The sequence below is a fragment of the Cupriavidus sp. Agwp_2 genome (genome assembly GCF_040784895.1).
In the GTDB taxonomy this organism is placed as follows: domain Bacteria; phylum Pseudomonadota; class Gammaproteobacteria; order Burkholderiales; family Burkholderiaceae; genus Cupriavidus.
On sequence record NZ_CP088083.1, the window covers coordinates 363,364 to 385,525 of the forward strand.

19 protein-coding genes are annotated in these 22,162 nt (G+C 65.6%); 10 read left to right on the plus strand and 9 right to left on the minus strand.

Annotated elements, in window-relative coordinates; genetic code table 11:
- Positions 1-120 precede the first annotated feature (120 nt).
- The 4 genes from lptB to LPA45_RS01750 all read right to left on the minus strand — a co-directional run bounded on the left by lptB (position 121) and on the right by LPA45_RS01750 (position 3,396).
- The gene (lptB, locus tag LPA45_RS01735) at positions 121-921 is read right to left on the minus strand and encodes an LPS export ABC transporter ATP-binding protein (protein ID WP_116317024.1); all 801 of its coding nucleotides are present in this window, start codon (positions 919-921) and stop codon (positions 121-123) included.
- Between the two features lie 53 nt (positions 922-974).
- Positions 975-1,622, minus strand: a complete 648-nt coding sequence (gene lptA / locus LPA45_RS01740) for a lipopolysaccharide transport periplasmic protein LptA (protein WP_116317025.1) — start codon at positions 1,620-1,622, stop codon at positions 975-977.
- 138 nt (positions 1,623-1,760) lie between these two features.
- Positions 1,761-2,390, minus strand: a complete 630-nt coding sequence (gene lptC / locus LPA45_RS01745; RefSeq protein ID WP_116317026.1) for an LPS export ABC transporter periplasmic protein LptC — start codon at positions 2,388-2,390, stop codon at positions 1,761-1,763.
- Between the two features lie 22 nt (positions 2,391-2,412).
- Entirely contained in the window at positions 2,413-3,396 is a 984-nt protein-coding gene (locus LPA45_RS01750) for an SIS domain-containing protein (RefSeq protein WP_116317811.1), read from the minus strand.
- Positions 3,397-3,546: 150 nt separating this feature from the next.
- Between LPA45_RS01750 and LPA45_RS01755 the strand changes: the two genes are divergently transcribed.
- A complete protein-coding gene (locus LPA45_RS01755; RefSeq protein ID WP_116317812.1) occupies positions 3,547-5,526 on the plus strand; it encodes a monovalent cation:proton antiporter family protein in 1,980 nt (659 codons plus the stop codon).
- Positions 5,527-5,545: 19 nt separating this feature from the next.
- Here the strand turns inward: LPA45_RS01755 and LPA45_RS01760 are convergent, their stop codons facing one another.
- Both LPA45_RS01760 and LPA45_RS01765 read right to left on the minus strand, forming a co-directional pair.
- Entirely contained in the window at positions 5,546-5,935 is a 390-nt protein-coding gene (locus LPA45_RS01760; protein WP_116317027.1) for a ribbon-helix-helix domain-containing protein, read from the minus strand.
- Positions 5,936-6,021: 86 nt separating this feature from the next.
- Positions 6,022-6,600, minus strand: a complete 579-nt coding sequence (locus LPA45_RS01765) for a DJ-1/PfpI family protein (RefSeq protein WP_116317028.1) — start codon at positions 6,598-6,600, stop codon at positions 6,022-6,024.
- A 167-nt stretch (positions 6,601-6,767) separates the two neighbouring features.
- Between LPA45_RS01765 and LPA45_RS01770 the strand changes: the two genes are divergently transcribed.
- The 3 genes from LPA45_RS01770 to LPA45_RS01780 all read left to right on the plus strand — a co-directional run bounded on the left by LPA45_RS01770 (position 6,768) and on the right by LPA45_RS01780 (position 9,868).
- Positions 6,768-7,340, plus strand: a complete 573-nt coding sequence (locus LPA45_RS01770; protein WP_367394837.1) for an adenine phosphoribosyltransferase — start codon at positions 6,768-6,770, stop codon at positions 7,338-7,340.
- Between the two features lie 53 nt (positions 7,341-7,393).
- Positions 7,394-8,005, plus strand: a complete 612-nt coding sequence (locus LPA45_RS01775; protein WP_317919958.1) for a LysE family translocator — start codon at positions 7,394-7,396, stop codon at positions 8,003-8,005.
- 183 nt (positions 8,006-8,188) lie between these two features.
- Positions 8,189-9,868 (plus strand): Na/Pi cotransporter family protein, encoded by a 1,680-nt coding sequence (locus LPA45_RS01780; RefSeq protein ID WP_116317031.1) that lies wholly within the window; start codon positions 8,189-8,191, stop codon positions 9,866-9,868.
- A 9-nt stretch (positions 9,869-9,877) separates the two neighbouring features.
- Here LPA45_RS01780 and LPA45_RS01785 read toward each other — a convergent pair whose 3' ends face one another.
- Positions 9,878-10,363 carry an adenosine-specific kinase gene (locus tag LPA45_RS01785; RefSeq protein ID WP_116317032.1) on the minus strand — a complete coding sequence of 162 codons (486 nt, stop codon included), beginning with the start codon at positions 10,361-10,363 and terminating at the stop codon, positions 9,878-9,880.
- Between the two features lie 114 nt (positions 10,364-10,477).
- On the opposite strand from LPA45_RS01785, the gene LPA45_RS01790 reads away from it, so the two are divergent.
- Complete coding sequence (locus tag LPA45_RS01790; protein ID WP_367394838.1) at positions 10,478-11,080, plus strand: histidine phosphatase family protein; 603 nt, start codon at positions 10,478-10,480, stop codon at positions 11,078-11,080.
- Between the two features lie 18 nt (positions 11,081-11,098).
- Here the strand turns inward: LPA45_RS01790 and uvrA are convergent, their stop codons facing one another.
- Positions 11,099-13,963 carry an excinuclease ABC subunit UvrA gene (gene uvrA / locus LPA45_RS01795; protein ID WP_317919960.1) on the minus strand — a complete coding sequence of 955 codons (2,865 nt, stop codon included), beginning with the start codon at positions 13,961-13,963 and terminating at the stop codon, positions 11,099-11,101.
- A gap of 432 nt (positions 13,964-14,395) precedes the next feature.
- Between uvrA and LPA45_RS01800 the strand changes: the two genes are divergently transcribed.
- The 3 genes from LPA45_RS01800 (at position 14,396) to LPA45_RS01810 (ending at position 17,639) form a co-directional block, all read left to right on the plus strand.
- Positions 14,396-15,646 carry an MFS transporter gene (locus tag LPA45_RS01800; RefSeq protein ID WP_116317035.1) on the plus strand — a complete coding sequence of 417 codons (1,251 nt, stop codon included), beginning with the start codon at positions 14,396-14,398 and terminating at the stop codon, positions 15,644-15,646.
- Between the two features lie 276 nt (positions 15,647-15,922).
- Positions 15,923-16,495: a single-stranded DNA-binding protein gene (locus LPA45_RS01805; RefSeq protein WP_367394839.1), complete on the plus strand. Its 573-nt coding sequence runs from the start codon at positions 15,923-15,925 to the stop codon at positions 16,493-16,495.
- Between the two features lie 673 nt (positions 16,496-17,168).
- On the plus strand, positions 17,169-17,639 hold the full coding sequence (locus LPA45_RS01810) for a toll/interleukin-1 receptor domain-containing protein (protein ID WP_367394840.1): 471 nt from the start codon (positions 17,169-17,171) through the stop codon (positions 17,637-17,639).
- A 507-nt stretch (positions 17,640-18,146) separates the two neighbouring features.
- Here LPA45_RS01810 and LPA45_RS01815 read toward each other — a convergent pair.
- Positions 18,147-19,169 (minus strand): IS110 family transposase, encoded by a 1,023-nt coding sequence (locus LPA45_RS01815; protein WP_367394841.1) that lies wholly within the window; start codon positions 19,167-19,169, stop codon positions 18,147-18,149.
- A gap of 158 nt (positions 19,170-19,327) precedes the next feature.
- On the opposite strand from LPA45_RS01815, the gene LPA45_RS01820 reads away from it, so the two are divergent.
- Together LPA45_RS01820 and LPA45_RS01825 are read left to right on the plus strand one after the other, a co-directional pair.
- Entirely contained in the window at positions 19,328-20,524 is a 1,197-nt protein-coding gene (locus LPA45_RS01820; protein WP_367394842.1) for a tyrosine-type recombinase/integrase, read from the plus strand.
- Entirely contained in the window at positions 20,521-22,161 is a 1,641-nt protein-coding gene (locus LPA45_RS01825) for a tyrosine-type recombinase/integrase (RefSeq protein ID WP_367394843.1), read from the plus strand. The genes LPA45_RS01820 and LPA45_RS01825 overlap by 4 nt, the downstream gene beginning before the upstream one ends.
- Position 22,162 lies beyond the last annotated feature (1 nt).

The following is a 22,162-nucleotide window of genomic DNA, read 5'->3' on the forward strand; positions in this document are numbered from 1 at the left end:
ACGGAAATTGCTATCGATGTCGCGGCTTGATCGACGCCGGCAGTGGGCTGGCCCATATGCAGATCATGGGGCCGAAAGCAGGGAGAATCAATGGCCTGCCGCAGCGGGCAGGCCAGTACATCACATGCGGAAGTTCTCGCCCAGGTAGACGCGCCGCACCGATTCGTTGGCGATGATCTCCTCGGGCTGGCCCGCGGCCAGCACCGTGCCTTCGCTGATGATGTAGGCGTGGTCGCAGATGCCGAGGGTCTCGCGCACGTTGTGGTCGGTGATCAGCACGCCGATATTGCGCGCCTTCAGGAAGCTCACGATGCGCTGGATTTCGCCCACTGCGATCGGATCCACGCCGGCGAACGGTTCGTCCAGCAGGATGAAGCGCGGCGACGATGCCAGCGCGCGCGCGATTTCCACGCGGCGGCGTTCGCCGCCGGACAGCGACAGCGCCGGGTTGTTGCGCAGGTGCGCGATCTGCAGGTCGTCGAGCAGCGCGTCGAGCCTGCGTTCGATCTCGGCCTTGGCCAGCGGCTTGCCGTTCTCCACCTGCAGTTCCAGCACCGCGCGGATGTTCTCCTCGACGTTGAGCTTGCGGAAGACCGACGCTTCCTGCGGCAGGTAGGACAGGCCCATGCGCGCGCGCTCGTGGATCGGCAGGCCGCTGATATGGTCGCCGTCGAGCACGATATCGCCCTCGTCCAGGTTCACCAGCCCCACGATCATGTAGAACGAGGTGGTCTTGCCCGCGCCGTTGGGGCCGAGCAGGCCGACCACTTCGCCACTCTTCACGTCCAGCGAGACATCCTTGACCACGGTGCGCGAGCCGTAGCGCTTTTTCAGGTGGCGCACGACCAGCGTGCTGCCGCCTTCGAGGACGGCCGTGGCTTGGACGGAAGGCTTTTCGGCGATGGTGGCGGTATCGGTCATTGGCACAGTCTGGCGTTCAGCGTTTCAGGCGAGGAAGCGGTCCCGGCCCGGCGTCAGGGTTTGTTGGCGGGCGCGGGCGCCGGCTTCAGGTCCAGCGGCGAGCCGCTGCCCGAACCCTGCGCATTCGGGTCCTGCCGCGGCGACAGCACCGCGCGCACGCGGCCCGACGGATTGGCGGCCGAGGTATTGTCGCCGCCGCCGGCAGCCGTGTAGAACTCCTTGCGGCTGTCGTAGGTCAGCACCGCGCCGCGGATTTCGTCGAGCATCTTGGCGCCCTGCAGGCGAGCCATGCGCGCGTGGCCGATCAGCTTGGACAGTTCCTGCTTGCCGTCGTATTCGATGCGGTCGCCCCAGCCGTCGATGTATTCGTCGACGCCTTCGCGCTTCTGCCGGATGTAGGCCTGCTTGCCGGCCTTGGCGGTGGCCACCGCGAACTGGTAGCCCTCGGGATCGGTGCGCAGCTCGGCCGCATCTGACTTCAGGACCATCGTGCCCTTGGTCAGCACCACGTTGCCGGTCAGCGTATAGATCTGCTTGACGTCGTCGTAGCTGGCGTTGTCGGCCTCCAGCACCATCGGCTTGTCGCGGTCCGCGCGCTCTGCCAGCGCGGGCTGGGCCAGCAGCAGGCCGAGGGCCGTGGCCGTGGCGAGCAGGGCCTGGGCGGCGTGTCGACGGGACGAAGTCGTCAGGGAAGCGGTCATGTTGGCAGCAGTGGCTAGAGGGCGTGTTGGTGCGGGTGGTGCGGGTGGTGCGGGTGGTGCGGGTGGTGCTGGTCGTGCGGGCAGGCAGGGCGCGCAGCGGCATTGCCGGCGGCCGGCCGCGTGGCCGCGCGGACCGGGTCAGGGCCCCGGCGTACGGCCCGGGGACGGCCCGGTGACGATGGTGCCGCGTACATTGCCGAGCAATTGTACTTCGCGGGTGACGTTGTTGAAGATCAGCCCGTTCGCGGTCATCACCGAAGGGCCGCGCGTCAGCTTCACCGGCTTGTCGGTCTTGACGATGTCGTCGTTGACCAGCAGCTGGAAATAGCTCGACGCGGCGGTCAGCTGCGGATCCTTGGACGGATCGACACCCTGCTGGCGCAGGATATGACCGTTGCCATACAGGTCGATCACCGAGCCTTCGGCGTTCATGTGCCCGATGTCGGCCCGCGCCGTCACTGGTGGGCGGTCGGGTTCATAGGCGCGCAGCGCGGGACGCGTGACCTCGTAGGTCTGGTCGTCCTCGAAGTGGACCATGCGGTCGCCGGTGAAGCGGATCTTGGTGCTGCCATCCTGTGCCAGTTCCGTGGCCGAGAAACGGTCCATGAAATAGTCCGGCTCGTGCTTCTTGGTGGCCTGCGTATCCTGGCTTTCCTTGGGCGAGTTGATCTGCACCAGCCAGAAAGTGCTGCCAGCGACGATGGCCATCAGCAGCAGCGGCAGCAGCCGCATGACGATGCCGCTGAGGGAGGCGATGAGTGCCTGCATGGTGTGCTTGTCCGCGCCCCGTTCAGATGACCTTGGCGCGGGTCAGGTCGTGGATATGCAGCGCGCCGACCAGGCGCCCGTCGTCGTCGACCACCAGCAGCTGGTTGATGCGGTTGGCTTCCATGACCTGCACTGCCTCGACCGCAAGCTGGTTCTGGTTGACCACATGCGGGTTGTGGTGCATGACGTCGCCGATGGGAACGGTCTTCCAGTCGCGCGGGGTTTCCAGCAGGCGGCGCAGGTCGCCGTCGGTGAAGACGCCGATGGCATGGCCGTCGGGATCGACCACCGCGGTCATGGCCATGCCCTTGCGCGTGATTTCCATCAGCGCCTGGGCCAGCGGGGTGTTTTCCCGGACTTCGGGCACCGCATTGCCGCTGCGCATGACGTCGCGCACATGGGTCAGCAGCTTGCGCCCAAGCGCGCCGCCCGGGTGCGAGCGGGCAAAGTCTTCCTCGCCGAAGCCGCGCGCGTCCAGCACCGCCACCGCCAGCGCATCGCCCAGCGCCAGCGCGGCGGTGGTGCTTGCCGTCGGCGCCAGGTTCAGCGGGCAGGCTTCTTTTTCCACGCCCGCGTCGAGGTGCGCATCAGCCAGCTTGGCGAGGTTCGATTCAGGATTGCCGGTGACCGAGATCAGCCGCGCGCCGATGCGCTTGACGATCGGGATGATCGACAGCAGCTCGCCGGTCTCGCCGGAATTGGAAAACGCGACCAGCACGTCGTCGCGCGTGACCATGCCCAGGTCGCCGTGGCTGGCCTCGGCCGGATGCACGAAGAACGCCGGGGTGCCGGTGGAGGCCAGCGTGGCCGCCACCTTGCGCCCGATATGGCCGGACTTGCCGATGCCGGAGACCACCACGCGCCCATTGCATTGCAGAATCATCTGCACGGCGTGGGCAAAGTCGTCGGTCAGGCGGCCGGAAAGTGCGGAAACCGCATCGGCTTCGGTCTGGAGGGTATCGCGGGCAAGGCGGAGTGCTCGATCCGCATCGAAATTGGCTATCATGGCGTCGAAGTATACCAACGAATGCGACGTCGCCCGGGGCTGGCTCCATGTCCCCCTGGTGCCCGCCGCATCGCCGCGCTTGCCAAGTTTCCCCGGCAGGGTGCCCGTGCCGGGTCGGACGCGCGCCTGGCCGGTCACCCGACCATCTTGATGCACTCACCGCTGGAACTGACCCTGGTGCTGCTGGCCGCTGCCGTCTTCGGCGTGGTCGCTTTCCGCATGCTGCAGCTGCCGCCGATGCTTGGCTACCTCGCCGTGGGCATCCTGATCGGCCCGCATGCGCTGGGGCTGGCCAGCGACACCGCGCAGACCAAGTACCTGGCCGAGTTCGGCGTGGTGTTCCTGATGTTCTCGATCGGGCTGGAGTTCAGCCTGACCAAGCTACGCTCGATGAAGCGCCTGGTGTTCGGGCTGGGCGGCTCGCAGGTGGTGCTGTCGATGCTGGCGGTGGTGCCGGCCAGCTGGGCCTTCAACTGGCTGTTCCCGCTGTCGTGGCAGGCCTCGGTGGCGCTGGGCGGGGCGCTGGCGATGTCGTCCACGGCGATCGTCTCCAAGATGCTGTCCGAGCGCATGGAGCTGGAAAGCGAGCACGGGCGCAATATCATCAGCATCCTGCTGTTCCAGGACCTGGCGGTGGTGCCGCTGCTGATCGTGATCCCGGCGCTGTCGCGCGATCCCGGCGACCTGGTGGTGGCGCTGGGGATGGCCACGGTCAAGATCGTGGTGGCGCTGGGCGCGATCTTCTTCCTCGGCCAGCGCCTGATGAGCCGCTGGTTCCACATCGTCGCGGCGCGCCGCTCGCAGGAACTGTTCATGCTGAACCTGCTGCTGGTGACGCTGGGCATGGCGGCGCTGACCGAGCGGCTGGGCCTGTCGATGGCGCTGGGCGCGTTCATGGCCGGCATGCTGATCTCCGAGACGCCGTACCGCCACCAGGTGGAAGAAGACATCAAGCCGTTCCGCGACGTGCTGCTGGGGCTGTTCTTCGTCACCATCGGCATGCTGCTCAATATCCGAGTAGTGCTGGACCACCTGTGGCTGGTGCTGGCCCTGCTGGTGGTGCCGATCGTGTTCAAGCTGGTGCTGATCGCGGTGCTGGCGCGGCTGTTCGGTTCGCGCCAGGGCGTGGCGATCCGTACCGGCCTGGGGCTGGCGCAGGCCGGCGAATTCGGCTTCGTGCTGCTGAACCAGATCGACGGCCTGAACCTGGTCGACCCGGTGCTGATCCAGGTGATCCTGGCCTCGATGCTGCTGTCGATGCTGGCCGCGCCGTTCCTGATCCAGTACAGCGACGCCATCGTGCTGCGCTTTGCCGCCAACGAATGGCTGATGCAGTCGCTGAACATGACCCGCATCGCCGCGCAGAGCCTGCAGACGGAAAAGCACGCCATCATCTGCGGCTTCGGCCGCAGCGGGCAGAACCTGGCACACATGATGGAGCGCGAGGGCATCACCTATGTCGCGCTCGACCTGGACCCCGACCGCGTGCGCGAAGCCGCCGCCGCCGGCGACACCGTGGTCTACGGCGATGCCGGCCGGCGCGAGGCGCTGATCGCCGCTGGTCTCCACCGCGCCGCGGCGCTGATCATCACCTACGCCAACACGCCGTCGGCGCTCAAGGTGCTGCACCACGTGCAGGAGCTGGCGCCGGCGCTGCCGGTGATCGTGCGCACCGTCGACGATTCGGAACTGGATATCCTGCAGAAGGCGGGCGCCACCGAGGTGGTGCCCGAGATCATCGAGGGCAGCCTGATGCTGGCCTCGCACGCGCTGGTGCTGCTGGGCGTGCCGATGCGGCATGTGCTGCGCGGCGTGCAGGAGGCGCGCGACGCGCGCTACAGCCTGCTGCGCGGCTACTTCCACGGCCGCGACGACGATGAAGACATGGTCGAGCGCGATTCGGTGCGGCTGCATTCCGTGTCGCTGGGGCCGCAGTCCACCGCGGTCGGGCGGCGCCTGGGCATGCTCGGGCTGGAGCGGATCGGCGTGGAAGTTACCGCGGTGCGCCGGCGCGGCATCCGCGCCTTCGATCCGGAGCCCGAGACCGTGCTGGAACCGGGCGATATCGTCGTGCTGCGCGGCCAGCCGGAAGCGCTGGAAGCCGCCGAGACACGGATCCTGAACGGCTAGCCGCCGTGCGGGGCGCCTGTCAGTGGGAGAGCGCTTGCCGTGGGCGTGCTTCCGCCCATGACTCCGGCAGGTCGTTCAGCACCGCGCGCGCGTCCAGCGAGCGGATCGGCACCGACTGGTCCGCCGGAATCCGGCCCTCGCCCTGCAGCTTCAGGTAGCGCAGGCAGCACACCCGCAGGAACGAAGAGAAGTTGCCCGCTACCGCTTCGCTGCCGCGGTGGGCGGTCAGCTCGTCATGCAGGCGCGTGATCAGCTGGTTGACGGTCATGCCGTCGCGACTGGCCAGTTCTTCCAGCACCTCCCAGAACAGGCTTTCCAGGCGGATGCTGGTGGCCACCCCGTGCAGCCGCAGCGACCGTGCCTGGGTCTGGTACGAGGCCGGGTTGGCGCGGATAAAGATTTCACACATCGAAGCTCTCCGTGCTGCGCCGCGAGCGGCGTGCGGGTGCATGCCACGCCGCTCTGAAATGGCGCGGCGCCGCGTGGCGGAAGGCTCTAATGTACGATCCGCGTGCCCAGCACCGCAAGGAACTGTGCCAGCCATGCCGGGTGCGCGGGCCAGGCCGGCGCGGTGACCAGCTTGCCATCGGTATGCGCCTGGTCGACCGGGATATCGACATAGGTGCCGCCGGCCAGCTTTACTTCCGGTGCGCACGCCGGGTAGGCCGAACAGCCCTTGCCCTCCAGCACGCCGGCGGCGGCCAGCAGCTGAGCGCCGTGGCAGACCGCGGCGATCGGCTTGTCGGCCTGGGCGAAGTGGCGCACGATCTCCAGCACGCGGGCATTCAGGCGCAGATATTCGGGCGCGCGGCCGCCGGGGATCACCAGCGCGTCGTACGCGGCCGGGTCGACCTCGGCAAAGGTGGCGTTCAGCGTGAAGTTGTGGCCGCGCTTCTCGGTGTAGGTCTGGTCGCCCTCGAAGTCGTGGATCGCCGTGGCGCAGGCGGCGCCTGCCTTCTTGTCGGGGCAGACGGCGTGGACGGTATGGCCGACCATCTGCAGTGCCTGGAACGGCACCATGGTCTCGTAGTCTTCGGCGTAGTCGCCGACCAGCATCAGTATCTTTTTCGCCATCGCGGTCTCCTGTATGGTTACGGGTGGCCGGCCGACAGCCGGCAGGGCCATTGTGCTGGCCGGACCGGCGGCGCGGGTGGTATCCCGTTACCGCAGCCGGCGCGGGCATCTTTCACCGGCGCGCCAGCGTGATCCTGCGCTCCTGCTCCTGATTTCTTCCAGACCCTATGGCAGATTCCATCATCCAGTCCCCCGACCTCGGCGACGTCACCGGCTACCTGCGCGACCGCATCCGGACCGTGCCGGACTGGCCCATGCCGGGCGTGATGTTCCGCGACATCACGCCGCTCTTGCAGAACCCCAAGACGCTGCGCGTGCTGATCGACGTCTTCGTGCACCGCTACATGGACGCGGAGCTCGACCTGGTTGCCGGCATCGACGCGCGCGGCTTTATCCTGGGCGCGATCGTCGCGTACGAGCTGAACCTGGGCTTCGTGCCGATCCGCAAGAAGGGCAAGCTGCCATTCCAGACGGTGGCCGAGGAATACGAGCTGGAGTACGGCAGCGCGACCGTCGAGATCCATGCCGATGCCTGCAAGCCCGGCGACCGCGTGCTGCTGGTCGACGACCTGATTGCAACCGGCGGCACCATGATGGCGGGGCGCAAGCTGCTGGAGCGGCTCGGCGCCACGGTGGTGGAAGGCGCCGCCATCGTCGACCTGCCCGAGCTGGGCGGCTCGAAGCTTTTGCAGAACGGTGGGTTGCCACTGTTCACGGTATGCCGCTTCGAAGGGCATTGAGCCGCGGCCACCGGACCGCACACCCGCCGCCAGATTTCCGCTGAGGACTTCCCATGCCAGACCTGCTGCTGTTCCTGCTGACCTCGGTCGCCGTCACCGTCGCGCCCGGCCCCGACAACCTCCAGGTGCTGGCGCGCGGCATGGCGCAGGGACGCAGCGCGGGGCTGGTGGCGGCGCTGGGCTTCTCGGTCGGCTGCCTGTTCCATACCGTGATCGCGGCGGTCGGGCTGGCGGCGGTGCTGCGCTCGTCGCCGCTGGCGTTCCAGCTGATCAAGTACGCCGGCGCGGCCTACCTGATCTGGATCGGCATCCAGGCGCTGCGCGCCAAGGGCGGGCTGACGCAGGGCGGCGATGTAGACGCCGTGCCGCTGGGCCGGGTCTTCCGCCAGAGCGTGCTCGGCAACATCATGAACCCCAAGGTCACGCTGTTCTTCCTGGTGTTCCTGCCGCAGTTCGTGCGCGCCGATGCCGCGCATCCGGGGCTGCAGTTCCTGCTGCTGGGCGTGGTCTTCATGCTGCAGACCGCGGTGGTGTTCTCTCTGTTCGGGCTGTGCGCGGGCTGGCTGGGTGCCTGGCTGCGGCGCCGCCCGGCCACCGGCCGCTGGCTCGACCGGGCCGCGGGCGCGATCTTCGTCGGGCTGGGCATCAAGGTCGCGCTGCCCTGAGCGGATTGACCCGACTTGCCCCCGACGCCGCGCTGCGGCACCTGTTGCCTGTTGCCCGCATCCCCGCCTTGTGCCGTTGCCGCTGCCCCGTGACGGGCGCATAATGCCTCATTGACAACTACACGATGACCGGGCAGGGCCGCCTCCGGCAGTAATTCGGCACCGGTCACACTGAGGCGCACAATGGGCGTACTTCTTCATCTGCTCTCGGGCGTTGCCCTGCTTGTATGGGGCACCAACATCGTCAAGGTTGGCATCCTGCGCGTCTACGGCGCCAACCTGCGCCACGTGCTGTCGACCAGCGTCTCCAACCGCTTCACCGCCTTTCTCGCCGGGCTCGGCGTCACCGGGCTGGTCCAGAGCAGCAACGCCACCGCGGTCATCGTCAGCTCCTTCGTCGGCCAGGGCCTGATCGCCGTGGCGCCGGCGCTGGCCATCATGCTGGGCGCCAACGTCGGCACCGCGCTGATGGTGCAGGTGTTCTCGCTGGACCTGTCGTGGCTGTCGCCGCTGCTGATCTTCGTTGGCGTGATCGGCCACCTGACGTGGAAGGGCAGCAAGCCGGGCCATGTCGGGCGCGTGCTGATCGGCCTGGGGCTGATCACGCTGGCGCTGGAGCTGATCTCCATTGCCACGCGGCCGGTGGTGCAGGCAGCCGGCGTCAAGGTGCTGTTCGCCTCGCTGACCGGCGACTCGGGGCTGGACATGCTGGTGGGCGCGTTCCTGACCATCCTGTGCTATTCCAGCCTGGCCGTGGTGCTGTTCTGTGGTGCGCTCGCCTCGGCCGGCGTGGTATCGATCCACGTGGCGCTGGCACTGGTGCTGGGTGCCAACCTGGGCTCGGGCATCTCGGCGCTGCTGACCACCTCGGGCAACAACCAGCCGGGCAAGCGCGTGACGCTGGGCAACCTGCTGTCGCGCCTGCTGGGATGCCTGGTGGCGCTGCCGCTGCTGAACCAGGCCGAAGAACTGCTGGCGCTGATCGACCATGACCCGCAGCGGCTGATCGTCAATTTCCACCTGCTGTTCAACGTCGCGCTGGCGGTGCTGCTGCTCGGCGCCACGGCGCCGCTGGCGCGCCTGTGCGAAAAGGTGCTGCCCGGGCGCAATACCGGCGACAGCCAGGTCACGCCGCGCCATCTCGACCCGGCCGCACTGACCACGCCCACGCTGGCGCTGGCCAACGCCGCGCGCGAGGTGCTGCGCATCGGCGACCGCGTCGAGCAGATGCTCGACAACATGCTGCGCGTGATGCGGACCAACGACGCCAAGCTGGCCACAGCCACCTGCCGCATCGACAACGAGGTCGACGACCTCTACACCGCGATCAAGCTCTACCTGACCCGCATCAGCCTGGAAGCGCTGGACGAGCGCGACGGCCAGCGCTGGACCGAGATCATCTCGCTGACCATCAATCTGGAGCATGCCGGGGACATCATCGAGCGCATCCTGCTCGATACCAAGGACAAGAAGATCGCCCACAACCTGATGTTCTCCGAGGCTGGCATGCAGGAAATCGCCGAGATGCATGGGCGCCTGGTGGCCAACCTGCGGCTGGGTTTGTCGGTGTTCCTCAACGGCGACCTGAAGAGCGCGCAGGCGCTGATGGCGGAGAAGGCCAACTTCCGCGAGCTGGAGCGCAAGTACGCGCGCACCCACCTGCAGCGCGTGGCGGTGCAGACGGCCGAGAGCGTCGAGACCAGCTCGCTGCATCTGGACGTGATCAGCGAGCTCAAGCGCTTGAACTCGCTGTTCTGCGCGACGGCCTATCCGGTGCTGGAGCAGGCCGGCGTGCTGAACCGCAGCCGGATGAAGGAAGACGATGTGCCGCCCGTCACGCGGGTACAGGCGGCGCAGCACTGAGCCGCACGGCTACAGTTTGTAGCCGATCTTGCGCAGCAGCCCCTTCCGCTCCGCCACATCCGCCTCGGTCTCGATTCCCAGCGGCGAGGCGCCATCGATCACGCCCACCACGCCGCGGCCGGCATCGGTCTGCGCGACGATCACCTGCGTCGGGTTCGCCGTCGCGCAGTAGATCCGGCACACCTCCGGCACCGCGCGCACCGCGCCCAGCACGTTTACCGGGAAGAACCCGTCGCCCAGGAAGATCAGGAAGCTGTGTCCCGCGCCGATGGCGCGCGCGTTTTCGCACGCCATGTCGATCAGGGGCTCGTCGGTGCCCGACCAGCGCACCAGCCGCTTGCCCGAGGCCTCGCAGAACGCCAGCCCGAAGCGGATGCCGGGCACCGTGCCCACCAGCGCTTCGTGCAGGTCTTCCACGGTCTTGATGAAGTGCGACTGGCCGAAGATGAAGTTGGTGGCTTCCGGCTTGGTGACCGGTACGACCGTCAGTTCCATGGCGGGGCTCCTGTGCGATGCATGTCGCCGTCCGGTTCATGGTAGGGCGCGAGGTGGTGAAAGCAAGCCAGCGCCTGCTATACCGGAGGGGTTGGCCCACCACCGGAGCCGCCGATGCCCGCCTTTTTCCGCTTGCCTGCCGTGCTTGCCATGTTCGCCATCGTTCCCACGCTTGCCGCCGCGCAGGTCGCTCCGGCATCACAGGGCGAGATCGCGGTGAGCGAGCTGAAGCGCGCGCATGTCGTGGTGGTGCTGCGCCATGCCAGCGCGCCGGGCGTGGGCGACCCGCCGGGATTCCGGCTGGCCGATTGCGCCACCCAACGCAACCTTGACGCGCGCGGACGCGAGCAGGCAGCGCGGCTGGGGGCGAGCTGGAAGGCGGCCGGCTTTCGCCCGACGCAGGTGTGGAGCAGCGCCTGGTGCCGCTGCCAGGACACGGCGCGGCTGATCGGCCTGGGGCCGGTACAGGTGCAGCCGCTGCTCAATTCGTTCTTCGGGGCGGAAGCGCAGCGCCGCGACGCGCAGGTCGCGCAGTTGTCGCGCCTGATCGACGGGCTCGACCCGCGGGGCGGGCCTTACCTGATGGTCACGCACCAGGTGGTGATCACCGCGTTGACCGGCCATGGAGCCGACAGCGGTGGCGGCGTGGCGATCGAATTGCCGCAGGGCGGCGCGGCGCGGCGCACGCGCGTGCTCCCGGCCGCCGGACTCGACTGAGCCCGGCAGGTCGGCCGGTCAGCCGCGCTTGAGCAGCGGCGCCAGGTACTTGCCGGTGAAGCTGGCCTTGCTCTTCGCCACCGCCTCCGGCGTGCCGCGCGCGATCACCTGGCCGCCGCCGGCGCCGCCCTCCGGGCCCATGTCGATCAGCCAGTCGGCGGTCTTGATGACGTCCAGGTTGTGCTCGATGATGACCACGGTATTGCCCTGGTCGCGCAGCTTGTGAATGACCTTGAGCAGCAGCTCGATATCGTGGAAATGCAGGCCCGTGGTGGGCTCGTCCAGGATATAGAGCGTGCGCCCGGTGTCGCGCTTGGACAGCTCCAGCGACAGCTTCACGCGCTGTGCCTCGCCGCCGGACAGCGTGGTCGCCGACTGCCCCAGCCGGATATAGCCCAGGCCCACGTCCAGCAGCGTCTGCAGCTTGCGCCGCACCACCGGCACGGCGCTGAAGAACTCGTGCGCCTGCTCGACGGTCAGGTCGAGCACCTCGGAGATGTTCTTGCCCTTGTACTGCACCTCAAGCGTTTCGCGGTTATAGCGCTTGCCGTGGCAGACGTCGCAGGGCACGTACACGTCGGGCAGGAAGTGCATCTCGACCTTGAGCACGCCGTCGCCCTGGCACGACTCGCAGCGCCCGCCCTTGACGTTGAACGAGAAGCGGCCCGGGTCATAGCCCCGTTCCTTGGCCGACGGCACGCCGGCGAACAGCTCGCGGATCGGCGTGAACAGGCCGGTGTAGGTGGCCGGGTTGGAACGCGGCGTGCGGCCGATCGGGCTCTGGTCGACGTTGATGACCTTGTCGAAATGCTCCAGCCCTTCGATGCGGTCGTGCTGTGCCGGCTCCGGCGTCGAGCCGTACAGGTGGCGCGCCACCGCATGGTAGAGCGTGTCGTTGATCAGCGTGGACTTGCCTGAGCCCGATACGCCCGTGATGCAGGTCAGCAGGCCCACCGGCACTTCCGCCGTGACGTTGCGCAGGTTGTTGCCGCTGGCGTTGACGATGCGCAGCAGCCGCTCATCGTCCGGGGCCGCGCGCTGCTTCGGCACCTCGATGCGGCGCTGGCCCGACAGGTATTGCCCCGTCAGCGATGCCGGCGAGTCTTCGATCTGGCGCGGCGTGCCCTCGGCGACGATCATGCCGCCGTGCACGCCGGCGCCCGGGCCGATATCGACCACGTAGTCGCAGGCGCGGATCATGTCCTCGTCATGCTCGACCACCAGCACCGAGTTGCCGATATCGCGCAGGTGCTTGAGCGTGCCGATCAGGCGGTCGTTGTCGCGCTGGTGCAGGCCGATCGAGGGCTCGTCCAGCACGTACATCACGCCGGTCAGGCCCGAGCCGATCTGCGACGCCAGCCGGATGCGCTGGGCCTCGCCGCCGGACAGCGTATCGGCGCTGCGCTCCAGCGACAGGTAGTCCAGCCCGACATTGTTCAGGAAGTTCAGCCGCGCGGAGATCTCCTTGATGATCTTGTCGCCGATTTCGCGCTTGGCGCCGTGCATGTCCAGCGTCAGGAAGTACGTCAGCGCGTCGCGCAGCGGCCAGCCGTTGATCTCGAAGATCGCGCGCGCCTGCTCGCCCTCGCCCAGCTTGACGTGGCGCGCCTCGGTGCGCAGCCGCGTGCCGTGGCAGGCGGGGCAGGGCTGGTTGTTCTGGTACTTGGCCAGTTCCTCGCGCACGGCGACGGAATCGGTCTCGCGGTAGCGGCGTTCCAGGTTGGGGATGATCCCTTCGAACACATGTTCGCGCACCGTGGTGCGGCCGCGCTCGTTGATATAGGTAAAGGGGATTTCCTGCTCGCCCGAGCCGTGCAGCACCACCTGCTGCACGTTCTCCGGCAGCTCCTCGAACGCTGTCTCGGTATCGAAGTCGTAGTACGCCGCCAGGCTTTGCAGCATCTGGAAGTAGAACTGGTTGCGGCGGTCCCAGCCCTTGATCGCGCCCGAGGCCAGCGACAGGTTGGGGAAGGCCACCACGCGCTTCGGATCGAAGAAGGTGATCTGGCCCAGCCCGTCGCAGCTCGGGCACGCGCCCATCGGATTGTTGAACGAGAACAGCCGCGGCTCCAATTCCTGCAGCGAGTACGAGCAGATCGGGCAGGCAAAGCGCGAGCTGAAGGTGTGCTCCTTGCCGCTGTCCATCTCCAGCGCCAGCGCGCGGCCGTCGGCCAGGCGCAGCGCGGTCTCGAACGACTCGGCCAGGCGCTGCTTGATGTCGGCGCGCACCTTCACGCGGTCGACCACCACGTCGATGCTGTGCTTCTCAGTCTTCTTCAGCTTGGGCAGCTGGTCGACCTCGTACACCCTGGCCTCGGCCTCATGCGCGGTGCCGCCGCCCGAGCGGATGCGGAAGCGCACGAAGCCCTGCGCCTGCATGCTGTCGAACAGGTCCGAATGCTCGCCCTTGCGGTCGACCACCACCGGCGCCAGGATCATCAGCTTGGTGTCCTCCGGCAGCGCCAGCGCCGCATCCACCATCTGCGACACGCTCTGCGCCTGCAGCGGCAGGTTGTGGTCGGGGCAGTAGGGCGTGCCGGCGCGGGCATACAGCAGGCGCAGGTAGTCGTGGATCTCGGTGACGGTGCCGACGGTGGAGCGCGGATTGTGGCTGGTGGCCTTCTGCTCGATCGAGATCGCCGGCGACAGGCCCTCGATCAGGTCCACGTCCGGCTTTTCCATCAGCTGCAGGAACTGGCGGGCGTAGGCGGAGAGCGACTCCACGTAGCGGCGCTGGCCCTCGGCATAGAGCGTATCGAAGGCGAGCGAAGACTTGCCCGAGCCCGACAGGCCGGTGATCACGATCAGCCGGTTGCGCGGCAGGTCGAGATTGATGTTCTTCAGGTTGTGGGTACGCGCCCCACGGATCTTGATTTCTTCCATAAGCCGAAAAGTCGTCGCCAGGCAGGCCGCCGCGGCCGGGGTGGCCGAGGTTGTCTGAAGGAAAGGCAAAACCCAATATGGCAAAGCCCAATGGCAAAACCCCACTAAGCAGGTGCAGCCAAGTGCGCTGGCTGGCACTCCGGACCGCTGGCGACGGCCGGAATGCGCATCCGGGCACACGCCGAGGGCCGCTGGCATGGCCAGGTGACCCGGGAAGCGCGAAGGAGCAAACCTGTTAATATACCCAACTTCGGTTTCCGGGGTGGTCGTCCCACAGCGGGCGCGTGCCGGGAACCTGGCGCAGAGCCGCCGCCGGCCCGGCTCCCGGGCGACCCGGAAGGCGGGAGGCGATGGGCTTCAGGCGATCCCGGTCGCGACCGTCCTGGACTGTCCGCCAGCCGACCCCGCTTTCCAGAGATCCTCACGAGCGCAATGCCGCCGATCCAGTCTTCTTCCCCGGACGCGAGCCCTGCCGGCGCGTCCCAGGCCCCCGCCCGCGAACGCATGACGCGCACCGAGCTGCGCGCCAGCGTGTCGCTGGCCAGCATCTTTGCGCTGCGCATGCTGGGGCTGTTCCTGATCCTGCCCGTATTTGCCGAATACGCCCGCAACCTGCCCGACGGGCATGACGCGCAGCGCGTTGGCCTGGCCATGGGCATCTATGGCCTGATGCAGGCCTTCCTGCATATTCCGCTGGGCTGGCTGTCCGACCGCATCGGGCGCAAGCCGGTGATGGTGGGCGGGCTGCTGCTGTTTATCGCCGGCGGCCTGGTCGCGGCGTTCTCCGACACGCTGACCGGCATCATCGCGGGCCGGGCGCTGCAGGGCATGGGCGCCATTTCCGCGGCCATCACCGCCTGCATCGCCGACCTGACGCGCGAGCGGCACCGCACCAAGGCGATGGCCATGGTGGGCGGCAGCATCGGCCTGACCTTTGCGCTGTCGCTGGTGATCGCCTCGCCGCTGCTGCACAGCATCGGCATGCCGGGCATCTTCAGCCTGATGTCGGTGCTGGGCGTGGTGGCCATCGGCGTGACGCTGTTCCTGGTCCCGACGCCGCCGGCGCCGCACCCGGTGCGCCTGCCGTTCCGCAAGGTGCTGCTCAATGCCGACCTGGCGCGGCTGAACGTCGGTGTGCTGGCGCTGCACGCTTCGCAGGTCGCCATGTTCATGGTGGTGCCGGCGATGCTGACCGATGCCGGCATGCCGCTCGACCAGCACTGGAAGGTCTACCTGCCGGTGGTGCTGGTGTCGTTCGTGCTGATGCTGGGCCCGATGATGGCGGCCGAGCGCTACGGCCGCGTACGCCCGGTGCTGCTGGGCGCGGTGGCGCTGATGACCGCGGTGCAACTGCTGTTTGCCGCGGTGCATGGGCTGTGGGCCATCGTCGGCGTGCTCTTGCTGTTCTTTGTCGCGTTCAACGTGCTGGAGGCAATGCAGCCCTCGCTGGTGTCGCGCTACGCCGCGGCCTCGCGCGGTGCGGCACTCGGCGTCTACAACACCACGCAGGCGCTTGGCCTGTTCCTTGGCGGTGCCGTCGGCGGCTGGCTGCTGAAGTACGAGGGCCGCAGCGCGGTGTTCGTCGGCTGCGCGGCGGTGCTGCTGGTCTGGCTTATAATCGCCTGGAACATGAAGGCGCCCCCGGCCCGCGGGCAGGAAGGCGCACCGGCGCCGGCAGCCTGAAATTGCCTTGCCATCGCATCAATCCGTAAAGCTTTTCGGGCCGGAACCGGCCTAGCATGATCGCGCCACCCGACACCCGGCCGGGCGGCGCGATGTTCGTTTACGTTGCTGCGCGCGGCGGCACCGCAGTGAATGCGCGGTGACGGCGCGGTGCTGAATCAGGCATCCGGGCACGGTAGCCGGCGGCGCAGTATCGGATCACACTTACAGTCAGCTTCACCCTCATCGTATTGCCACGCTTTTCAACACAGCGCGTGGCTTTTGGAGAACATTCACATGGCATCGGTCAACAAAGTCATTCTCGTCGGCAACCTCGGCGCAGACCCCGAAACCCGCTACATGCCCAGCGGCGACGCCGTCACCAACCTCCGCCTGGCGACCACCGATCGCTACAAGGACAAGCAGTCCGGCGAGATGAAGGAAGCCACCGAGTGGCACCGCGTTTCGATGTTCGGCAAGCTGGCCGAGATCGCCGGCCAGTACCTGCGCAAGGGCTCGTCGGTCTATATCGAAGGCCGCATCCGCACCCGCAAGTGGCAGGACCAGTCCGGCCAGGACAAGTACTCGACCGAAATTGTCGCCGACCAGATGCAGATGCTGGGCTCGCGCCAGGGCGGCGGCGGTGACGAAGGCGGCTTCGGCGGTGGCGGCGGTGGTGGTGGCTACAGCCGTGACGCGCAAGGCGGCGGCGGTGGTGGTTACGGCGGCGGCCGTGGCGGCCAGGGCGGTGGCCAAGGCGGTGGCCAAGGCGGCGGCCAGGGCGGTGGCCAGGGTGGTGGCGGTGCGCGCCGCCCGCAGCAGGCACCGTCGAACGGTTTCGAGGATATGGACGACGATATTCCGTTCTAATCTTGTGTAACTTACATTTGTGAAGATCAGCCCCGCTTTTATGCGGGGTTTTTCTTTTTTATCAGTACCTTATGGGCAGTGGTGCGTTGGAAAGATCCAAGCGTGGTTTTGCGGAGGAGCATGAGATTTCAGTCAGGGAGCAAAAGTGTCAACTTCGGCGTCCAAGGAGCGAAAATCTCGGGCAGGATCATCAACGTCCAACGGGGTGGACATGCTGTGCGAGGAATGTGAGCCAGTGCTAACCACCGTTGAAAGACGCATAACGGACCCTCTGCGGTCGTTCAGGCGTAGCTGCGCTGTGGCCGCTTCGCAGCGGCTGCTGCCGCTCAGCTACCGCAAGCCGATACCTACCGCTTCATCCAGTGATCGCTTCTGTTACTGTGCGTATCATTAGGGCCATCACGACAAGGGAGATAGCACAGCAATGGCACGATGCACAGCACCAGTTCGAGGGCACCACTCGGCAGCCGCGCAAGCAGCCTGCCCTGCATGTAGTTCCCGCTATGGCGGGTACCGCAGCAGCTATGGCAGCGGGTACGGCAGTGGCTACAGCTCGTCCTACTCTTCTGGCGGCGGGAGCAGCTACAGCAGCGGTGGCAGGTCCAGCGGAGGCGGGAGTTCAAGGCCGCGCTGGTCGCGTGCCGGTTCGTCCGTTTCGTACACGCCTGCTCAGGTGGCGTCCCTCACACCGATTCGCGAGGCTGTTGAAAAAGAAGCAGCGGCGAAACCGGACCTTCGGGATTGCTTCCTCTGCCACGCTTGGGATGACAGGCAGGGCGCCGCCAAGGAGCTGCACGATTTGCTCGAGGCGGCTGGTGTCAAGGTTTGGTTCAGCGAGAAGGACCTTGGCCTTGGCGTGCCGATGATGCGAGCCATCGATAAAGGCTTAGCGGCCTCGAAAATTGGGCTCGTCCTGGTGACCCCTGCCTTGTTGGCACGCCTTCCGAAAGAGGGCGTCGCCGACAAAGAACTTTCGACTCTTCTGCAGGGTAACCGTCTCGTGCCCATCGTGCACGGCACTACGTACACTGCGCTCCGGGATGTCAGCCCCATGCTTGCTTCGCGAAGCGGACTTGACACGTCGGAAGACACGATGGCGGTGGTCGCAACTAAAATTGCCGAGCTGGTCGCCATCTGGAGCTGACAGGTGAGGCTTTCTTCGGCGGCTTCACCTTTGACTCTAGTCTCCGGGTCTCCCTCCAAGACCGCAGTCAGCCTGAAGTGGTCGATCAAGAAAAAGCTCTGACTGGCCGCTCGTGGCCGAATTCTGCCTCCGGACAGGGAGTCCTGTCTCAAATCCACCTGGTGTGTGGGGAAACGCCGGCGAGAGCCGGCCTTTTGCTTTCGGGGGCTGCGGCCACCGCTTCGTGACATGGAAAAGTCGTAAACATTGCCTTATATGGTCGCCTCCCTTTTGCAAGGGATATTTGTCAATAGCCAGTAGGTGGTTGCGGACTTATATCCGGACTCTATCGCGGGCGTACCCGCCGGCCCCGATGGATTTCGCCGCAGAGGTCCTCATCTACAGTCCGGACTCAAGGTCCGAGTAATGTTTCAGGTTTGGCTCTGCGCGGTCCGACCTGTCTTGCCATCAATTCAATATCAACCTATGCAACCGTGAAAGGTGGTGTGGATAGTCGTTTCATCGAAGTCACGCCGGTAATGGTGGCGCGAGGGGAACCTGGTACGCGCGTCCATGTGCAAGGAGAGCCCAAATGATTCTCGCCATCTTGTTGGCCAGCGCGACGGCCACAACGTTTTTCGGTCGCCGCGCCAGCATAGATATAAAGTGGTCTGGCAAATGACGCGCTCGCGAAATTACGGCTCGTGCCCCGTGGATCAACAAGGTGCGGAGATAGACGTCGCCCCGCTTGCTGATGCCGCCCAGTTTGACTTTGCCGCCGGAGCCGCTCTGTCGAGGCACAAGTCCAAGATAGGCTGCAAATTCTCGTCCGGACTTGAAGGTGCGGGCATTCCCAATGACGGCGACTGCGGCAGTGGCTGTCAACAGGCCAACCCCCGGGATGTCGGAGATACGGCGGCACGCTTCGTCACAGCGGCGCCATTCCATAATGCGTTGCTCAATCCGTTGGATCTGCTCGTCGAGCGCGAGCAGCCGAGATAGTTGGTCTTGCAAGCCATCCGTTAGCATCGCAGGCAACTGGTCTGCCAGATCAGCCAAGGCGATCTTGGCAGCTGCGATCCCCGTGCGGCGCCCCTGTGGCAGCACCACCCCGAACTCATATAATAGTCCGCGCAACTGGTTCACCTGCATCACGCGAAAGCGTACAAGTTGCTGGCGCATGCGGTGGAGCGCCAGCATGGCTTGCTGTTCCTCCGTCTTGACGGCCACAAACCGCATTCCTGGGCGTTGCGCTGCCTCCCAGATTGCTGCGGCGTCTGCGGTGTCGTTCTTGTTGGATTTGACAAACGGCCGCACGAACTGGGCCGCAATAAGCCGGACATCGTGCCCGAGTGCAGACAACTTCCGTGCCCAGTAATGCGCACTGCCACAGGCCTCCATGACGATGCGGGATGGCGGTCGGTTTGTGAAGAACGGCAACAGCTGAGCGCGCCTCATGGCTTTGCTGTGAATCGTGCCAGTGTCTGGCTCAACGAAATGAATTTGGAAAACGTGCTTGGCCAGATCGATGGCTACTGTGGTCGGTTCCATGTGGATCCTCCTTGGCAGGCTGCGACGACAGAATCACCACTGTGACACACATGGGAGCTCAGCCTTACGAACTGCTCCGGCACGGTCGGCGATTCGCCGAGGCGGGAGGCGACCATTCCATCTACGGTAATTGGGACGCGTCGGCCGAAGGAGCGCCAATGCATGCCCGATTCCATGTGGTGACGGTCCGGCATCCGGATGGCGAGCGCTTCCCGATCCTACTGGACGCCGACCGGCATCCCATCAGCTGGATCAACGAATATGCGATTCTGCGGCTGCGTCCGCGGCTGTCAGCCAACAGTCTGTCCAAAACACTGCAGGTCCTCGGGCTGTTGTGGCTGTGGGCGGATCAGCATTCCATTCCGCTGCAGGCGAGACTGATTGCCGGCGAGGGCCTCTCACCGGACGAGATTGCCGGTCAACTCTATCCTTGGTTACGACGCAACTTCCAGTCGCGAGCAGCAGTGCGCCGGCTGGTCGTGGCCCCGACTACCGTAGCGCAGCGTCTGCAGGTCGTCATGCAGTTCATTCGTTGGCATCTGGAAGGCGCCATGGGGCGTTTGCCGACCGGTTGCCCGGAACTGAGCGATATCAGGGAGCGACTGACGACGATGCAGCACACCTTTGCCACGGCAGGGCCAAGACGTGCCGCTTCAGTGCATCATGCCTCTCCGCTGTCCGCGGAGGGGGTGAATCGTCTTCTGAGCATCTGCCGTCCTGGTGATGATAAAAATCCGTGGAAGGCGCCGTATCAGGATCGCAACTACCTCATCGTCCTAGTGCTGTTGTTGCTGGGTATCAGGCGGGGTGAAATCCTAAAACTGCGGGTTGGGGACTGCATGCTATCCGGAGCCATTCCGGAGATCAGGGTCGAGCGCTCGCCTGACGACGCAAGGGATCCTCGTCGCAACGAACCGCAGGTGAAGACGGAGTCGCGACAGTTGCCTTGCGATCGCGCGCTGGCTGGACTGTTGAACGCCTATATCTGTCGAATCCGTCGAGAGGTACCGGGTGCAGACAAAAGTCCGTTTCTGTTCCTGAGCCGGAATGGGACGCCGATGAGCCTGGCTCGCGTTAATGGATTGGTCACGCAGGTGGGCGCAGCGCACGCGGAATTCCGCGATCTGCATCCTCACTGCCTGCGCAGCACGTGCGCGACGAACTTCCGTGCGCAAGCGCTACGCACCGGCCTGGATGAGGAGCGAATCGAGAAGCACATGATGTACTTCTTTGGTTGGCGTTCGTCGGACTCCATCCGGCCGTACGTTTGGCATGCAATCCGGCGAGAGTCTTGTGAACTCAGCCTTGAATACCAGTCCACGATCTTTAATGCATTGACTTCGGATATCGAATGACCAACTCCGAAGTCAACCGCGCCATCATGTCATTGCTGCGCCAAAACAAACTCCCGCCGTTGCCGAGCTACGTCATCGATCGAGATGGCCGTCGCATGGAAATGAGTGGAACGTACTGGAAGTTCAACGTCCCGACCTTCCATGCGGCGTTTGACTGGGCGAGGCAGTCGGACGGAAGCATCATCGTGGGCTACGCGCTGCGGCGATGGGCATCGATGCTTATGACGCAGCAAGCGGGATGGAGTGTGCTGAACGCGCTGACTACTGTGCTTGGCGCCCTGAGAGGAAGGTCCTCTGACAATGGTACTCAGGCACGGTTGCTATTGGAGCAATGGCAAGCCTTGGCGTCGACGGCGGAGGCAGACGATCTGAAGGGTGCCCTGCGCAGGCATGTCGAGGCAGCCGTTCGCGCGCTGCGGACCGGGAAGGCGATGGACGAGTTCTACCTTCTGCGAAGTTGGTATCGTTGGTCGGCAACAATGCTGCCATGTCTGGGGTTCGATGAGCAGTTCGCGCTCGAGCTAGACGAGGTTCCTGTGCCCACGCGCTCTTCCTTGCTGGCCGTGGAGATGGAGGACGAAGAACGCGGGCCGCTCTGGGACACCGAGGTAACCGTCTTGCGAGCGGCATTGGCGAGTGACCGCTCGCAGGAGCGATCGCATGTGATGCAGCGTGCCGCGGTAGCGTTGAGCCTCGCTTATGGTCGGAATCCATCAAATTATTGCCTCCTGAGGGAAGAGGACCTGTCCAACCAGTTAGCAGCGTTCGATGTGCCGCCACAGTGGATATTGGCCATCCCTCGCATCAAAAAGTGGGGGATAGGAGCACGTCAACAATTCGTGGAAGAGCGGGTAAGCAACGAGCTATTGCAGTTGATGAGGGATCTGCTGGCGGCCAACGCGAGTATCGATTGCAAAGGGTATCCGCGACCGCTATTTATGCGCGCCAGTGCGGACGCGTGGCGAGCCGGTACCGGTATTGAAGAGTACGCGCACCACATGACGGGAAAGGAGTTTCTGTCACTTATACGGGCGTTCGCAACACGAATGGCGATCGTATCGCCTCGAACAGGGCGGCTGCTTCGACTGAGTTCGCGCCGATTGCGTTACACCTTCGCGACGACGATGGTGGAGCTTGGCGCATCCAAGACCGTACTCGCCACGATGTTGGACCACTCCGATACGCAACATGTGCGGGTCTACTACGCTTTGAAGGGAGAGCGGCTGACCCGCATTATGGATCGCGCCGCAGCTCTGCGACTCGGCCCTCTTATGAAGCTGTTCAAAGGGGCGCCCATCGGAGCAGACTCGGAAGTGGCGAAGGAGGTGAGCCAGGAAAAGCGAGTCCGCTTCGTCGGCGACACGGAAGCGGTGGATCCAGTGGAGATTGGCGCATGCGGCCAGTCACCGCGCTGCTTGCTGGACCCACCATTCTCCTGCTACGTGTGCCCCAAGTTCCAGCCGTACCTTGAGGCTGATCACCAAGCCGTACTAGATGCGCTACTCAAAGGCAGAGAAGATCGCCGTGGTCGGCTCGGCACGCGACTGTCAGTACAGATGGATGAGGTGATCTACGCAGTAGCAGAGGTTGTTCAACTGGTGGCTCACCATGGCAAACGGAACGGCGGGCAGGCGTAAG

Coding starts and splice junctions, on each gene's coding strand:
- LPA45_RS01815 (WP_367394841.1), bottom strand. CDS start 19,169: ATGGAACCGACCACAGTAGCCATCGATCTGGCCAAGCACGTTTTCCAA.
- LPA45_RS01760 (WP_116317027.1), bottom strand. CDS start 5,935: ATGTGTGAAATCTTTATCCGCGCCAACCCGGCCTCGTACCAGACCCAG.
- lptC (WP_116317026.1), bottom strand. CDS start 2,390: ATGCAGGCACTCATCGCCTCCCTCAGCGGCATCGTCATGCGGCTGCTG.
- LPA45_RS01765 (WP_116317028.1), bottom strand. CDS start 6,600: ATGGCGAAAAAGATACTGATGCTGGTCGGCGACTACGCCGAAGACTAC.
- LPA45_RS01775 (WP_317919958.1), top strand. CDS start 7,394: ATGCCAGACCTGCTGCTGTTCCTGCTGACCTCGGTCGCCGTCACCGTC.
- lptA (WP_116317025.1), bottom strand. CDS start 1,622: ATGACCGCTTCCCTGACGACTTCGTCCCGTCGACACGCCGCCCAGGCC.
- LPA45_RS01790 (WP_367394838.1), top strand. CDS start 10,478: ATGCCCGCCTTTTTCCGCTTGCCTGCCGTGCTTGCCATGTTCGCCATC.
- LPA45_RS01800 (WP_116317035.1), top strand. CDS start 14,396: ATGCCGCCGATCCAGTCTTCTTCCCCGGACGCGAGCCCTGCCGGCGCG.
- LPA45_RS01770 (WP_367394837.1), top strand. CDS start 6,768: ATGGCAGATTCCATCATCCAGTCCCCCGACCTCGGCGACGTCACCGGC.
- LPA45_RS01755 (WP_116317812.1), top strand. CDS start 3,547: ATGCACTCACCGCTGGAACTGACCCTGGTGCTGCTGGCCGCTGCCGTC.
- LPA45_RS01820 (WP_367394842.1), top strand. CDS start 19,328: ATGCATGCCCGATTCCATGTGGTGACGGTCCGGCATCCGGATGGCGAG.
- LPA45_RS01785 (WP_116317032.1), bottom strand. CDS start 10,363: ATGGAACTGACGGTCGTACCGGTCACCAAGCCGGAAGCCACCAACTTC.
- LPA45_RS01780 (WP_116317031.1), top strand. CDS start 8,189: ATGGGCGTACTTCTTCATCTGCTCTCGGGCGTTGCCCTGCTTGTATGG.
- uvrA (WP_317919960.1), bottom strand. CDS start 13,963: ATGGAAGAAATCAAGATCCGTGGGGCGCGTACCCACAACCTGAAGAAC.
- lptB (WP_116317024.1), bottom strand. CDS start 921: ATGACCGATACCGCCACCATCGCCGAAAAGCCTTCCGTCCAAGCCACG.
- LPA45_RS01805 (WP_367394839.1), top strand. CDS start 15,923: ATGGCATCGGTCAACAAAGTCATTCTCGTCGGCAACCTCGGCGCAGAC.
- LPA45_RS01750 (WP_116317811.1), bottom strand. CDS start 3,396: ATGATAGCCAATTTCGATGCGGATCGAGCACTCCGCCTTGCCCGCGAT.
- LPA45_RS01825 (WP_367394843.1), top strand. CDS start 20,521: ATGACCAACTCCGAAGTCAACCGCGCCATCATGTCATTGCTGCGCCAA.